Below are 14,174 nucleotides of genomic sequence, written 5' to 3' on the forward strand. Positions count from 1 at the left end.
TATTGGAAGATAGTTCCCAGAGGTGCAATTTAATTACAGGTGAGAAAAAATGGAACTTTTAATTATTCTATTTTTTATTGTAATTGGTACGTCATTCCTATGTTCAGTTTTAGAATCAGTGATTCTATCAACAACAATTTCTTATATTTCTGTTTTGGAAGAAAAAGATCCAACAACAGGGAAATTGCTTAAAAAACTAAAATCAGATATTGATATTTCTATTGCGTCAATTCTTATTATTAATACAATTGCAAATACTCTTGGAGCAACTGCTATTGGAGTACAAGCGCAAAATGTATTTGAAGGTCATGCCACAATAGTAATGATAATATCAATAATTCTAACATTTATGATTCTTTTCTTTGCAGAGATTATTCCAAAAACAATTGGTGCAGTATATTGGAAACAATTAGCATCTATTGCAGCAAGACTAATCAATATATTTGTATTTATAACATATCCAATAATTGTTATAACTCAATTTGTTACAAAGAAAATATCAAAAAACTCTACAAATAATGATTTCTTTTCAAGAGAAGAGTTAATACACTCTACACTTTTAAGTGAAGAAGAAGGAGTTATTGGAGATTTAGAATCAGATATTATAGAAAATACATTAACATTAAATGGAGTTAAAGTAAAAGATATTTTAACACCAAGGTCTGTTATGTATGCTGTACCTAAAGATATTGCTATAAAAGATATTTTAGAAGATAAAAGAACTTTTAAATTTTCAAGAGTACCAGTATATGATGGAACTATTGACAATATCGTTGGGGTAGTTTTAACAAAAAAACTGTTCAAACAAGCTATAAAAGATAAAAATGTTTCAGTAGAAAATATTATGACTCCGGTATTTACTCTAAATGAGAATATACCAGTTGCAAAAGCATTAAATAAATTTATTCAGAAAAAAGAGCATATGTTTATCGTTCTTGATAATTATGACCAAACTGAAGGTTTAGTTACACTTGAAGATTGTATTGAAACTTTATTAGGTTTAGAAATTATGGATGAACTTGATACTATTGCGGATATGAGAAAATTAGCTATAAATAAAATGAAAGCTAAAAGAAAAGAAAAAGGGAATAAAGAGGGGAAATAATCCTTTCTCTTTATTCTGAAATTTCTACCCTATTCTTCCCTTTATTTTTTGCTTTATATAAAGTCTTATCAACTCTAATAAAAAATTCATCTTTTGTCTCATTATCTTTTAATGTAGCAATAGAAACACTAACTGTTAATTCTTTTTTTATTATGTTTCTAATTTGCTTATTTTCTTTAATTACAACTCTTATATTATCAGCAATTTTAAATAAATTATCATTAGAAGTTTCATTTAAAAGAATAATAAATTCTTCTCCTCCCCATCTAGCAATAAAATCATCTTTTCTAAGAGTTGCTTTTAAAATCTTTGAAACTATAATAAGTATTTCATCTCCTATTTTATGTCCATAAGTATCATTTATAAATTTAAAATCATCAATATCAAGTAAAATAATACTAAATTTATTGTTTTTTTCTATAAGCTTTACAAATTCTATATCAAAAATATTTCTATTATATAAACTTATTAATTTATCAATTTTTGCAAACTCTTCTAGATTTTTTTGATAAGTAAAAAAGTAAAAATAAGTAAATATTAAAATAACCACTACTACACTAAAAGCAATTAAAATCTCTGAAAATAGATTTTCATTAAGTTTTTTTAGAAAATCTTTTTCTTTTGTTTCAACAAATAAAAACAAATCTAATTCATCTATATATCTAATATTTAAATAATAGTTTTCATCCTCAAAAACATACTCATAAAACTCTTTATTCCCCAAAGAAGCATTATCAATAATCTCTTTTAATTTTGCAATTTTACTAACTTTTATTTTCTCTTTATCATTACTACTTAATACTACTTCATATTTGCTATTTACAAAATAAATATCATGTTTATACTTTTTTTTATACTGTTTTAATAAATTTGCAACATGATTTGTCTCTAATCCAACACCAGTTACTCCTAAAAAATTTCCATTTTTATCAATAATTTTAAAGTTTGTAAAAATTGTTAAAGCATCATTATTTGCTAAACTTAAATCTATATTTGATTCATAATCACTATGGGAAGCCTTAACCCTATAAAACCAAATATCCCTTTCATTTGAAGCACTTACATATTTTAAAATACCTTTTGAATAATAATAAGCCTTTGTTTTTTCAGAAACTAAAAAACTAATAGAAGCTTGGTATTTTTTTTCTATCATTTCTAAATAATCTTTTATATTATTTATATTTTTTTCGCCATCAATAATCCAATTTTTTAAAAAAGTATCATTTGACATAAAAGAAGAAATTAAATTTGGTTTTATTAAATCTCTTTGAATTTCAGAATAGATATTATCACTACTTAAAGGTAGAGATTTATGTTTAACCTCTTCTTTTGTAATCTCTGCTGCAATTTTATAACTACTATATGAAGTAAAACAAAAACCAAAAAAAAGTAATAGAATTGTAGAAAGAATCATAGTTTGTTTATTTAACATAAAAGTGTCCAATTTAAAATAAATTTTTATAAGTATACTTTATTATTATAAAATCTTTTAAATTTTTAAAGATATAATCAAAATAAAAAGAGAAAAAATGCTAAATAATTTCCTGAAATCTTTTAAAAGTGTAGTCTTATCTACAATTGATGAAAATGATTTTCCTTTTACAAGTTATGCACCTTATATAAAAGTACATAACAAATATTACTTTTATCTAAGCAATATGGCAAAACATTCACATAATCTAAAAAAAACTCAAAAAGTTTCACTATTTTTTATAGAAGATGAACAAAAAACTGAAAATATTTTCGCAAGAAAAAGAGTAGTTTTTCAAGCAAGAGTAGAAGTTATTTCAAAAGATATACTTTTATACAAAGAGGTATTAGATAAATTTGAAAAGCTTGATAATACTATTGCAACTTTAAGAAAAATGAGTGATTTTAATCTATATGAAGCAGAGGTTTTTTATGGAGAAGCTGTTTTTGGGTTTGGAAAAGCTTATGAAATAAAAGGGAAAAATTTTGATGAGTTAATTGCAAAAAAAGCAACAGGACATAAATAGATTAGCTTACGGAGCTAATCTATCTATTTGCCATTTATTATCTTCTTTTAAAGTATAAACAAATCTATCATGCAACCTATGCTTTGCACCTTGCCAAAACTCAATCTTTTGAGGTTTTAAAATATACCCTCCCCAAAAAGAAGGAAAAGGTATCTCCCCTTTTACAAATTTACTTTTTATCTCATTGAATTTTGCTTCTAGAACTGACCTTGAGCTTATAACTTGACTTTGTTGTGATACCCAAGCCCCTATTTGACTCCCTTTAGGGCGAGAAAGAAAATATTTTAAAGATTTTGTTGAAGAAATTCTTTCAATTACTCCTTCAATTTTTACTTGTCTTTCTAAACCTAACCAAGCAAAATGAATTGCTGCTTTTGGGTTTTGTTCTAGTTGTTTTGCTTTTACACTTTCATAATTTGAAAAAAATACAAAACCACTCTCATCAAAAAACTTTAATAATACAGTCCTAATTGAAGGCATCATATCCTCTCCCACTGTTGCTAAACTCATAGCATTTGGCTCAATTAAATCTGCACTCATTGCTTGTTCAAACCACTTTTCAAACTGCTTTATAGGATTGTCATCTAAATCCTTTCTTCGTAAACCTTGATTTACATACTCTTCTCTCATAGAACTTAAGTCCACGAAAATCTCCTAAAGTAAATTTTCAATCTGTTTTTCTAAACTTTCAGGTGTTGTAGAAGGAGCAAATCTCTCCACTATTTTTCCTTGTTTATTAACTAAAAATTTTGTAAAATTCCATTTTATTGCCTCTGTTCCCAATACTCCAGAAGCTTCTTGTTTTAAAAGTTTATATAAATCATGTGTATTTTCTCCATTTACTTCAACTTTTGAAAACATTGGAAAAGTTACATCATATGTTAAAGAACAAAACTCTTTTATTTTTTGTTCATCTTCTGGTTCTTGATTCATAAACTGATTGCAAGGGAAACCTAAAACTACAAAATCTTTAGTTTTATATTTTTTATAAAGTTTTTCTAAACCTTCATATTGAGAAGTAAAGCCACAAAAACTTGCAACATTTACAATAAGTAAAACTTTATTTTTATATTCACTCATTTTTATAGTTTTACCTTCAATTGTTTTAACTTCAATATCATATATACTTTGCATATTCTCTCCTAATAAAGAAGATAAAAATATTAAGAAAATAACTATTATTTTCATATTTTTCCTTCTAAAATATTTTTTGTTACTTTATGACGAAAATCAAACATCTTTTCTAAATCACTTTGAATAAAACTACTAAAAATCCTTCCAATAAATCCAAAAGGAAGTTCATATCTTACCACATCTTTAAGTAAAACTTTATTACCTCTTTTTTCAAAGATATGTTGATGTTCCCAAAATTTAAATGGAGATTTTAAAGCTTCATCTATAAATAACTTTGGATATTCTATTTTTTTTATACGAATAATCCATAAAAAGCTTAAAAAGTTTTTTGTAGTTTTTAAACTAATTACTTGTCCCTCTTTAGGCTGAATATTTTTTGTTAATAAAGTTGCTTTTATATTACTAGGAGTTATTTTTAAAAGATTATTTGTATCCATATGAAAAGCAAATAATTCTTCTAACGTTGTATTTATATAAGTTTCTTTTGTAAATGTTTTCATAAATACTCCTTTTTATTTAATTATAACTAGTAAAGAAGTATTTATATATAGTTTTTTTGTCAGTTAATTTCGTTTATTAAACTTTGTAATTACACTTTTTATTTGTAATTCATTTGCCAATGAATATGCACTATTACCTAAAGTGTCATTTTCATAAATATTTGCACCATTTTTTAGTAAGTAATCAATACAATGCAATTTATTATATAAAACTGCATAAATTAATCCTGTTGCATTTATCTCATCTAAAAAGTTCAAATCAAGTCCACAATTTTTCAAAGTCTTTAACATCTTTACATCATCATTATAAATAGCAAAATGAACTGCTGATAAAGTTGGAGTTACATAAGTATTAATATAATTTTTTATTAAAAGTCTTACTGCTTCATGATTTTTAAATTTAATTGCCCAATATAAAGCATTTCTTCCTTTTTTATCTCTAATATTAATATTAACTCCTAAAGAAATAAGAGAGTTTATATTTTCATTATAGGCTATTGATTCAAAAAGTACGCACCAGCCATCTTTATCTTGATAATTAATATCTAACCCACTAAAAAGAAGTTTTTTTAGTGAAAAACTTTTATTTAAAGATTTATTCTCAATAAAAAAATTTGTACTCATAATATGACCTTTTTATTAAACTAAAAAAATCATAGCAAAAACAAACTTAAAATTAATTGATAATAGTTATCAAAATTAATTTTTGCTTTTAAATTTATTTAAATACTCTTGTATCTCTTCTTTCATTGTATTTTTATACCCATTTAAAGAAGTATAAATAAAAAATACTGATTGGGCCATAAAGAAATAAAAACCATTTGAATATCCCACATATACATATAAAACATCTGCAAGAAAAAATAAAATAAAAGCATACGATCTTCTTATATGACTATGACTTGATAATAAAAAGTTCCCAATAATTGCCATTGAAGCAGCACAAGTATCAATAGGTAAGATTTCAAATTCAATTGATGTAATTGATTTAAAATAAAATGCGATTAATAAAATAAGCACATAAATTAAAGTTATAAAAGCTAAGATTCTAAAATCTCTTTTAGGATTTAAAGACTTTTTTATAACTCCTAAAAAAGCACCAGCATAAAAGAATAGTAATTGCATAATCATAGGAATTTTTCCCTCAAAAAGGAAAAAAGCAAATAAGCAAAGATTTGCACATAAAAAGCTAATAAAGGCTAGATACAAAGGTCTTTGGTTATCTTTTGTACTTAAAGACATTAAATATGCCCCTAAAATAGAAAATACCGCACCAAAAGCCTCAAGAAATACCATTTAAACTCCAAATTTTTTGTCTATTATAATAGCTTTTAATAAAAGCAATATAAAACCTATATTTTGATTACTTTTTAATTACATTGAAGTAATTATGCCCTCTTGAAGTTTTTTACTTATATTATTTATATTTTTAATAAGAAGTCTATGTTCTGGTTTAAATATTTTTGCAATAAATCTTGTCTCTTTATTTGTAAAGCCCTCTGGGTCTTTATCTTCAACTTGTAATTTATCATCTAAAAAAAACACTCTTTTTAATTTATAGTTTGTATGTCTTACATAATAAACTATTGCAAATTTTTTCTGATTTATCTTTTCAATAGTAACAATTACTCTATTTTCTTTTATACTCTCTTTATATGGAACAATTTGTTTAAAATCTTTTATTTGTATATAACCAATATAAAGTTTTGTAAAAACATCAAAATATAAAGATAGTTTATAAGTTCTAAAAAAATTCAAATCTACTGCATGAGTTTTATGAGACCTACTTTTTAATAAAATCCACTCTAAAGTTTGAAAATATGAAAACTTTTTATAATTAACATTTATTGCTTCAATATACTTTTCTTCTGTGTATTTAATTAGTTTTCCATGATTGGTATTTTTAAAAATCAAATCTTTAAGAAGTTTATCATCATTAAAATCTTTTGTTATCCAAATAGTACAATAATCAGGAAATCTACTTATTCCTGTTGAACCCTCTGTTAAAACTATCAAAGCTTTTATTTGAAGATTTGGAAATAGAATTTTTAAAAGTGCTGATTTTTTAAAAAGTCTTTTATTTAAACCTGCTGTTTTTTTTGATTTACTCATTTCTACAAAATAAATACTATCTTTTGTAAAAAATAAAGCATCAAATTCACTTATATCTTTATAAACAGATTTATAAACAATTTGCGCACCTTTATCTATTAGTAACCCATTTTTTTTAAAAATATTATTTTTATTTTGATGGGGACCTTTTAAAACAAAACTAGTAATATTTTCATTTTCTTTAGCATATCTTAGTAAATGTTCATAGATGATATTTTCAAAAACTTCTCCTTTAAAACTATGATAAGCTGCACTTTCATAAGATTCTTCTTTTAAGTTTTTATTTTCATCGTAAAGTAGTGTTAAATTTTTATTATCATATTTATAAAAAAATAGATTATCTTTTATATAATTTAAATCTAAATTTTTTATCTCGTTGCTAATTTTAAATTCTTGCAAAATTCTATTTTAGTATCTTCTGATACGTTTTTTCCTTTTATAATTTTTATGATTATAGCTAAAGGGGAGTTGATTGTAAAGTAAAAAGTTAAAAAAGAGGACAAAAATCCTCTTTTTTAATTAGAATGCTTCTATTATAGCACCTTGGTATTTAGTTCTTATAAATGTTTTAATTTCTTCTGAATTAATAGCTTTATTTAAAGCTTGAATATAAGGTTTATTTTCATTTCCAGCTTTAACTGAAACAATATTTGCATAAGGAGAATCTTTTGATTCAATTGCTAAAGCATCTTTTAATGGATTTAAATTTGATAATAAAGCATAGTTTGTATTAATAACTGCTGCTGTTACTTCATCTAATACTCTTGGTAATTGTGGAGCATCTAACTCTTCAATTTTTAAATTTTTTGGATTATCTAAAATATCTTTTGCAGTTTTTAATTCAACATCTTTAAATGTTAAAAGCCCTTCTCTTTGTAAAATATCTAAAGCTCTACTTTCATTTGTAGGGTCATTTGGAACAGCAATTGTATCACCATCTTTAATATCTTTTAAAGATTTGATTTTACTTGAATAAACACCCATTGGCTCTAAATGAACATTTACAGTTTTAACTATATGAGTATTTTTATTTTTATTAAACTCATCCATATATGGCACGTGTTGGAAGAAGTTAGCATCTAATTCACCCTCTTCTACTGCAATATTTGGAGTTACATAATCAGTAAATTCTACTATTTCTAGTGTATATCCCTCTTTTGCTAAGATTTTTTTTACTTCTTGTAAAATTTCAGCATGTGGAATTGGAGTTGCCCCAACTTTAATAACTGTTTTTTCTTGTTCTTTTGGTTTTTCATTATCAGAACAAGCACCTAAAAATAATGCAACAAGTGCAACTAAAACAATCTTAAAAATGTTTTTCATTTATATCCTTTCTTATTTTTTAGTAATTTTATATAAATAGTCACCTAAACTTTGAAAAATCTGTACAAGCACTATTAAAATTAAAACTGTATATAGCATAATATCCGTTTGAAATCTATAATATCCAAACTTAATAGCCACATCTCCTAATCCACCTCCACCAACAGCACCAGCCATTGCAGAGAAACCAATAACAGTAATCAAAGTCAAAGTTATGGCTGAAATAATACCAGGTAATGCTTCAACTAACATTATTTTAAAAACTATTTGAAAATTTCCAGCTCCAAATGATTTTGCAGCTTCAATCACTCCATTATCTACCTCTTTTAATGCACTTTCAATTAATCTTGCAATAAAAGGTGCTGCACCAATAGTTAAAGGAATTATAGCAGCAGTAGTTCCAATACTTTTCCCCACAATTAGCTTTGTTAAAGGGAAAAGAACAATCATAAGTATAATAAAGGGAAATGACCTTAAAGTGTTTATTACCACATCTAAAACTCTATAAAGTTTAATATTTTCCATAAGTCCATCTTTTTGAGTCAAAATAAGAACTATTGCAGTAAAAAAACCAATAATAACAGCTAAAAGCGTAGAAACTAAACTCATATATAAAGTTTCACCAATTGCTGGCAGTAAAATATCCATCATTTTAAAATCTCCCAAGTAATAGCTCTATTTTCCAAATATTTACAAACAATTTCTTTTTGTTCTTCTTTTATATTTATAACCATATTTCCAATAATATGAGTATTTATCTCTTCTAGTTTACCCCATACAATACTAAAATCAATATCAAGTTCTCTTGCCATTGAAGTAATTAGTGATTGATAAGCATTATCTTTTGGAAAATATAGCTTAATATTAACACCCTCTTTTGGTACAACTTCTTCTTCTCCTAAGAAGTGTTTCATTTTCTCATCAGGTTTTAAAAATAAATCTTCTGTTACATCAAGACCTATAATATTACCATGCTCAAGAAGTAAAGCTTTTTGAGCTATTTGTTTTACAACTTCCATCTCGTGAGTAACTAGAATAATTGTAATATTTAACTGCTTATTAATCTTTTTTAAAAGATTTAATATTGAAGTAGTTGTATTTGGATCAAGTGCAGAAGTTGCTTCATCTGAAAGTAAAATTTCAGGGTCTAAAGTTAAAGCTCTTGCTATTGCAACTCTTTGTTTTTGACCTCCACTTAACTCTTTTGGATAAGAATTAACTTTACTTTCTAAACCAACAAGTTCTAAAAGATTTAAAACTTTTTTCTCTATTTCATCTTTAGAGTATCCCCAAAGTTCCATAGGTAAAGAAACATTTTCAAATACTGTTTTTCTTTGAAGAAGTGAAAAATGTTGAAATATCATTCCAATATTTTTTCTAAACTCTCTTAACTTTAATTTTGTTAAGTTTTTAACCTCTTTTTTATTTACTAAAAGTGAGCCTTCATGGTAATCTTCCAGTCCATTTATACATCTTAAAAGTGTAGATTTACCTGCTCCACTATGCCCAACAATAGCAAAAATATCACCTTTATCAATAGAAAGATTGATATTATTTAATACTTTTATTTGCCCATAGTATTTATTTAAATTTTTTATCTCTATCAAAAGTAAACCTTATAATATTTTTAACTGAATATAATATTAAAATACTACTAATAAAACCCTTTAATAAAAACTTTTAGAAATTTTTCAATAACTAAATGCTTATTTTATACTCAAAAATTTACTTAATCTAAATTTACTAAAAATTTTAATAATATTTAAAACAAAAAGGCTTTTTATGAAAAAAAATATCTTAATTACTGGCTGTAGCTCAGGCTTGGGACTTGCACTTACTAATTTATATTTACAAAAAGGTTATAAGGTATTTGGTCTTTCAAGAAAAAAACCTCCAATAGAAAATAAAGATTTTGAATTTAAACAAATTGATTTATCAAAGACTTTAAAAATTAAAAAACTTTTAGAAGAATATTTACTAAATATTAAAGAGTTTGAATTAGTATATTTAAATGCAGGAATATTAGGTGAGATAAAAACCCTTGATTTATTAAGTTTAGATGAAATGAAAGAGGTTTTTGAAATAAATGTTTTTGCAAATAAAGAAATACTTGATATTTTAGCAAAATGTAAAGTAGAAAAAATATTAGCAATTTCATCAGGAGCTTCAATAAATGGCTCAAAAGGTTGGGCTTCTTATAGTTTATCAAAAGCTGGAATTAATATGCTTATTAATTTATATGCAAAAGAGTTAATAAACACTAAACTTTATGCAATTGCCCCTGGAGTAATAAAAACACCAATGACAGATTATATTAGATTTGAAATTGATGAAGAGATTTTTCCTTCTGCAAAAAGATTAAAAGAAGGTGAAATACAAACACCAAAAGAGGCTGCACAAAGAGTTGATAAAACTTTAGAAAAACTTGAAACTATTCCTAGTGGTAGTTTTATTGATGTTCGAAAAATTTAACAAAAGAGAGTTTCTCTTTTGTTAATTAGTGATTATTTTGTTTTTTAATTTTTTTAATATTAATTAACATTGCAATTGATACAACCAATGCAATACAGAAAAACCCTGCAAAAACATAAAGCGTTTGAGCATAACTTCCTGTCATATCTTTTACATTTGAAATAATTAGTGGTCCAACAAGTCCAGCAGCTGCCCAAGCTGTTAAAATATACCCATGAATAGCACCTAATTCTTTTGTTCCAAAAATATCTCCAATATAAGCTGGTATTGAAGCAAAACCTCCACCATAACAAGACATTATAAAATATAAAATAATTTGAAATAAGATAAGCTCACTAATACTAGGTAATGCATAAAAAGCTATTGCTTGTGTTGCAAAAAAGATAATATAAACAACTGGTCTAGTTAAAAAATCAGAAATACTAGCCCAAAAGATTCTTCCTGCCCCATTAAATACTCCCATAAGACCAACAGCAGCAGCTGCTGCTAAAGCACTCATACCCATTGCTTCTTGTAATAAAGGAGAAGCTACTCCAATAATTGCAATTCCACAAGTAACATTTATAAAAAGCATAATCCAAAGACCATAAAATCTAGGAGTTTTAACTGCTTCATTTAATCCCATAGAAGATAAATCTTTTTTAAGTTTTTTCTTTCCACTTTCTAATTTTTTCTTAAATTTTTTTGGCATATAACCTTCTTGAGGTTTTTCTAAATAAATTGCAGATAAAAACATAATTACAAAGTAAACTGCCCCAAGAATAAAAAAAGTATTTGCAATACCAACAGAACCTATTAAAAGTTTAATTGCAGGCCCTGAAATTGCTGAAGCAAATCCAAATCCCATAATAGCTAAACCTGTAGCCATTCCTCTTTTATCAGGAAACCATTTTACTAAAGTTGAAACAGGAGAGATATAACCTATTCCTAAACCACAACCACCTAAAACTCCATAAAAAAAGTATAAAAGAAGTTTTGATTCCATTAAAATAGCAAGTCCTGAACCTGCTGTTCCAATACCAAAAGCAAAAGCTGCAATAGTTGCAGAAACTCTAGGACCATTTTTTTCTACAAATTTACCCATAAGTGCAGCTGATAATCCAAGAAAGAAAATAGCTATACTAAAAGCAATAGTTACATCTGTTAAATTCCAATTCATCTGTTGTTGGATTGGATTTACATATACACTCCAAGCGTAAACAGAACCGATACAAATATGAACTCCAACAGCAGCTAAAGCCATAAGCCAACGATTTTTTTCCATATATATTTCCCCATGATTTGTGTGTGTAAAATAAATGCGGATTTTATCATAAGAAGAATAAAATCCCTATTTTATATAACTTTTAATTATAATTTATTATATAGAAAAAGTTTTGGAAAAAATTCCCACAATAAATCCAATATTTACTCCAATTGCAATAAGTCTATTGTTTTTATATCTTAAACTTGGAGCTATATCTTGAAAAATAAGATATAAAATTCCACCACTTGCAAAAAGCATTAAAGCAGAAGTTATATTTTGATTTGAAGATAATAAGTAGTATCCTAAAAGTGAAAAAATCACACCTACAAAACTTAATAAAAAAAGTATCAATAAAGTTTTTTTTATAGAAAATCTTGATTTTCTAAGTTCTAAATAAGAGTTAAAAGCTTCAGGAAAGTTTTGCAATCCTATAAATAATGCCAATATAATTCCTATTTTATAATCATATGCAAAAAGAGCTCCTAAGGCTATGGATTCTGGAATAAAGTCTAAAAGCATAGCCATTATTTGTGCTATATTTCCAGCTTTACTTTGTATATAACCATCAATTAAATAAAAAATTATTCCCCCAAATAAAAAAAGAGTAATAGCCAATAAAACTGATGTTTTTTCTAAACCTTGAGGAACTAAAACAAAAGAGATTGCACTTAACATAATTCCCGTACCAAAAGCTATAAAAAAATGAACTATTTCATCTTTTAAAAAACCTTTTTTAAAGTTTTTTTCAAAAAATAAAGAAAAAAGTCCACCTAAAAAAACAGTAATACCAGAAAGAAGAGAATAAAAAATAATTGAAGAAATAATACTCATATACTATAACCTTAAAAATTATTTTAAGATTATAGCATATTAAAATAAGTTAAGACTTTGAAGCACAACAAGCAGTAAATAAAACATCTGTTGAAGAGTTTAGTGCTGTCTCCATTGAATCTTGAACTACTCCAATAACAAACCCAATTGCCACAACTTGAAGTGCAATATCATTAGTAATTCCAAATAATGAGCAAGCTAAAGGTATTAAAAGAAGTGAACCACCAGCAACACCAGAAGCCCCACACGCAGCTAATGAAGCAATAACACTTAATAGCAATGCAGTAAAAATATCTACATTTATACCTAAAGTATGAACTGTTGCTAAAGTTAAAATAGTAATTGTAACTGCTGCTCCTGCCATATTTGTTGTTGCACCTAAAGGAATAGATACAGAATAAGTATTTTCATCTAAATTTAACTTTTTACATAAATTCATATTTACAGGTATATTTGCAGCACTACTTCTTGTAAAAAAAGCAGTAATTGCACTTTCTTTTATACAAATAAATAATAAAGGGAAAGGGTTTTTCTTAGTTTTAATAAATACAATTAAAGGATTTATTACAAAAAGCATAAAAAGCATTGTTCCAACTAATAAAACCAAAATTCTTCCATAACTTAAAAGTGAAGCCATACCTGTTTTTGCAAAAGTATCGGCAACCAAACCAAAAATCCCAAAAGGTGCAAGTCTTATTATAAACTGTACGATTTTTGTAACACCTGTTGAAACATCAAAAAATACTTTTTTAGTTTCAGCACTACTATAGTGCATGGCAATACCAAGTCCAATTGCCCAAGCCAAAATTCCCATAAAATTTCCAGTTAATAAAGCATGTACAGGATTATCTACAATATTAAAAAGAACTCCTTGAAGTACACTTACCACACTATCTGGGGGATTTAAAGGTTCATTTGCTTTTAGTAAAACTAAAGTTGTAGGAAATAAGTAACTAACAATGATAGAAACAAAAGCAGCTAAAAAAGTACCAACTAAATATAAAAATATAATTGGTTTTATATTTGTTTGAACACCCATTTCTTTAGTTGCAATTGCAGTTGAAACTAAAATAAAAACCAAAATAGGAGCAATTGCTTTTAATGCATCAACAAATAATTTTCCTAAAATTGAAACACTAGAAGCAACCTCTTTAAAAAAAGCTCCAACAATAACACCTAATACAATTCCCACTGAAATTTGTAGTACCAAATTTCCATTGAAATATCTACTAACTAAACTATTTTTATTCATGAACATCCTATTAAAAAAGAGAGTATAACAAATTTTTATCTTAAATTAAAAATTTTTGAAACTATTTACTAATTTTTATATTTAAGCTAAAATTTTATAATGAAACCAAAATGTAATAATTAAATTGTAAGATTTCAATATATCAACAATATAAAAAGGAGGAAAAAATGTTAAAAGCTAGTTTATCATTAGTTGCAATTAG

General features: G+C 25.7%; 16 protein-coding genes. 3 read left to right on the forward strand and 13 right to left on the reverse strand.

Annotated elements, in window-relative coordinates; translation table 11 throughout:
- Positions 1 to 49 precede the first annotated feature (49 nt).
- Positions 50 to 1,105 carry a hemolysin family protein gene (locus AMYT_RS08705; protein ID WP_114842162.1) on the forward strand — a complete coding sequence of 352 codons (1,056 nt, stop codon included), beginning with the start codon at positions 50 to 52 and terminating at the stop codon, positions 1,103 to 1,105.
- A 10-nt stretch (positions 1,106 to 1,115) separates the two neighbouring features.
- Here the strand turns inward: AMYT_RS08705 and AMYT_RS08710 are convergent, their stop codons facing one another.
- A complete protein-coding gene (locus AMYT_RS08710) occupies positions 1,116 to 2,537 on the reverse strand; it encodes a GGDEF domain-containing protein (protein WP_114842163.1) in 1,422 nt (473 codons plus the stop codon).
- Positions 2,538 to 2,634: 97 nt separating this feature from the next.
- On the opposite strand from AMYT_RS08710, the gene AMYT_RS08715 reads away from it, so the two are divergent.
- Entirely contained in the window at positions 2,635 to 3,102 is a 468-nt protein-coding gene (locus tag AMYT_RS08715) for a HugZ family pyridoxamine 5'-phosphate oxidase (protein WP_114842164.1), read from the forward strand.
- Positions 3,103 to 3,108: 6 nt separating this feature from the next.
- Here AMYT_RS08715 and pdxH read toward each other — a convergent pair whose 3' ends face one another.
- From pdxH to AMYT_RS08760, 9 genes are all read right to left on the reverse strand, one after another.
- A complete protein-coding gene (gene pdxH, locus AMYT_RS08720; protein ID WP_114842165.1) occupies positions 3,109 to 3,747 on the reverse strand; it encodes a pyridoxamine 5'-phosphate oxidase in 639 nt (212 codons plus the stop codon).
- A gap of 9 nt (positions 3,748 to 3,756) precedes the next feature.
- Entirely contained in the window at positions 3,757 to 4,290 is a 534-nt protein-coding gene (locus AMYT_RS08725; RefSeq protein WP_322934300.1) for a glutathione peroxidase, read from the reverse strand.
- Complete coding sequence (locus AMYT_RS08730) at positions 4,287 to 4,736, reverse strand: SRPBCC family protein (protein ID WP_114842166.1); 450 nt, start codon at positions 4,734 to 4,736, stop codon at positions 4,287 to 4,289. The genes AMYT_RS08725 and AMYT_RS08730 overlap by 4 nt, the downstream gene beginning before the upstream one ends.
- Before the next feature lie 63 nt (positions 4,737 to 4,799).
- On the reverse strand, positions 4,800 to 5,360 hold the full coding sequence (locus tag AMYT_RS08735; RefSeq protein WP_114842167.1) for an ankyrin repeat domain-containing protein: 561 nt from the start codon (positions 5,358 to 5,360) through the stop codon (positions 4,800 to 4,802).
- 75 nt (positions 5,361 to 5,435) lie between these two features.
- Positions 5,436 to 6,032 carry a hypothetical protein gene (locus AMYT_RS08740; protein ID WP_114842168.1) on the reverse strand — a complete coding sequence of 199 codons (597 nt, stop codon included), beginning with the start codon at positions 6,030 to 6,032 and terminating at the stop codon, positions 5,436 to 5,438.
- Between the two features lie 78 nt (positions 6,033 to 6,110).
- Positions 6,111 to 7,247 (reverse strand): hypothetical protein, encoded by a 1,137-nt coding sequence (locus AMYT_RS08745; RefSeq protein ID WP_114842169.1) that lies wholly within the window; start codon positions 7,245 to 7,247, stop codon positions 6,111 to 6,113.
- A 120-nt stretch (positions 7,248 to 7,367) separates the two neighbouring features.
- The gene (locus AMYT_RS08750) at positions 7,368 to 8,171 is read right to left on the reverse strand and encodes a MetQ/NlpA family ABC transporter substrate-binding protein (protein ID WP_162919492.1); all 804 of its coding nucleotides are present in this window, start codon (positions 8,169 to 8,171) and stop codon (positions 7,368 to 7,370) included.
- Between the two features lie 12 nt (positions 8,172 to 8,183).
- Positions 8,184 to 8,822: a methionine ABC transporter permease gene (locus tag AMYT_RS08755; protein ID WP_114843176.1), complete on the reverse strand. Its 639-nt coding sequence runs from the start codon at positions 8,820 to 8,822 to the stop codon at positions 8,184 to 8,186.
- A complete protein-coding gene (locus AMYT_RS08760) occupies positions 8,819 to 9,778 on the reverse strand; it encodes a methionine ABC transporter ATP-binding protein (RefSeq protein ID WP_114842170.1) in 960 nt (319 codons plus the stop codon). The genes AMYT_RS08755 and AMYT_RS08760 overlap by 4 nt, the downstream gene beginning before the upstream one ends.
- Before the next feature lie 175 nt (positions 9,779 to 9,953).
- Between AMYT_RS08760 and AMYT_RS08765 the strand changes: the two genes are divergently transcribed.
- A complete protein-coding gene (locus AMYT_RS08765) occupies positions 9,954 to 10,643 on the forward strand; it encodes an SDR family NAD(P)-dependent oxidoreductase (RefSeq protein WP_114842171.1) in 690 nt (229 codons plus the stop codon).
- Positions 10,644 to 10,668: 25 nt separating this feature from the next.
- On the opposite strand, the gene AMYT_RS08770 is transcribed toward AMYT_RS08765, so the two are convergent.
- The 3 genes from AMYT_RS08770 to sstT form a co-directional block, all read right to left on the reverse strand.
- Positions 10,669 to 11,907, reverse strand: coding sequence for an L-lactate MFS transporter (locus AMYT_RS08770; RefSeq protein ID WP_114842172.1), 1,239 nt, complete (start codon positions 11,905 to 11,907; stop codon positions 10,669 to 10,671).
- Positions 11,908 to 12,003: 96 nt separating this feature from the next.
- Positions 12,004 to 12,720: a ZIP family metal transporter gene (locus tag AMYT_RS08775; RefSeq protein WP_191287662.1), complete on the reverse strand. Its 717-nt coding sequence runs from the start codon at positions 12,718 to 12,720 to the stop codon at positions 12,004 to 12,006.
- Between the two features lie 49 nt (positions 12,721 to 12,769).
- Complete coding sequence (gene sstT / locus AMYT_RS08780; protein WP_114842173.1) at positions 12,770 to 13,972, reverse strand: serine/threonine transporter SstT; 1,203 nt, start codon at positions 13,970 to 13,972, stop codon at positions 12,770 to 12,772.
- Positions 13,973 to 14,174: the final 202 nt, after the last annotated feature.

The organism is Malaciobacter mytili LMG 24559, assembly GCF_003346775.1.
GTDB lineage: Bacteria > Campylobacterota > Campylobacteria > Campylobacterales > Arcobacteraceae > Malaciobacter > Malaciobacter mytili.

Bases quoted from the DNA above. Each gene is read 5' to 3' on its own strand.
- sstT (WP_114842173.1), bottom strand. From the start codon at position 13,972: ATGAATAAAAATAGTTTAGTTAGTAGATATTTCAATGGAAATTTGGTA.
- AMYT_RS08715 (WP_114842164.1), top strand. From the start codon at position 2,635: ATGCTAAATAATTTCCTGAAATCTTTTAAAAGTGTAGTCTTATCTACA.
- AMYT_RS08730 (WP_114842166.1), bottom strand. From the start codon at position 4,736: ATGAAAACATTTACAAAAGAAACTTATATAAATACAACGTTAGAAGAA.
- AMYT_RS08765 (WP_114842171.1), top strand. From the start codon at position 9,954: ATGAAAAAAAATATCTTAATTACTGGCTGTAGCTCAGGCTTGGGACTT.
- AMYT_RS08725 (WP_322934300.1), bottom strand. From the start codon at position 4,290: ATGAAAATAATAGTTATTTTCTTAATATTTTTATCTTCTTTATTAGGA.
- AMYT_RS08755 (WP_114843176.1), bottom strand. From the start codon at position 8,822: ATGATGGATATTTTACTGCCAGCAATTGGTGAAACTTTATATATGAGT.
- AMYT_RS08735 (WP_114842167.1), bottom strand. From the start codon at position 5,360: ATGAGTACAAATTTTTTTATTGAGAATAAATCTTTAAATAAAAGTTTT.
- AMYT_RS08710 (WP_114842163.1), bottom strand. From the start codon at position 2,537: ATGTTAAATAAACAAACTATGATTCTTTCTACAATTCTATTACTTTTT.
- AMYT_RS08770 (WP_114842172.1), bottom strand. From the start codon at position 11,907: ATGGAAAAAAATCGTTGGCTTATGGCTTTAGCTGCTGTTGGAGTTCAT.
- AMYT_RS08750 (WP_162919492.1), bottom strand. From the start codon at position 8,171: ATGAAAAACATTTTTAAGATTGTTTTAGTTGCACTTGTTGCATTATTT.
- AMYT_RS08705 (WP_114842162.1), top strand. From the start codon at position 50: ATGGAACTTTTAATTATTCTATTTTTTATTGTAATTGGTACGTCATTC.
- AMYT_RS08775 (WP_191287662.1), bottom strand. From the start codon at position 12,720: ATGAGTATTATTTCTTCAATTATTTTTTATTCTCTTCTTTCTGGTATT.
- AMYT_RS08740 (WP_114842168.1), bottom strand. From the start codon at position 6,032: ATGGTATTTCTTGAGGCTTTTGGTGCGGTATTTTCTATTTTAGGGGCA.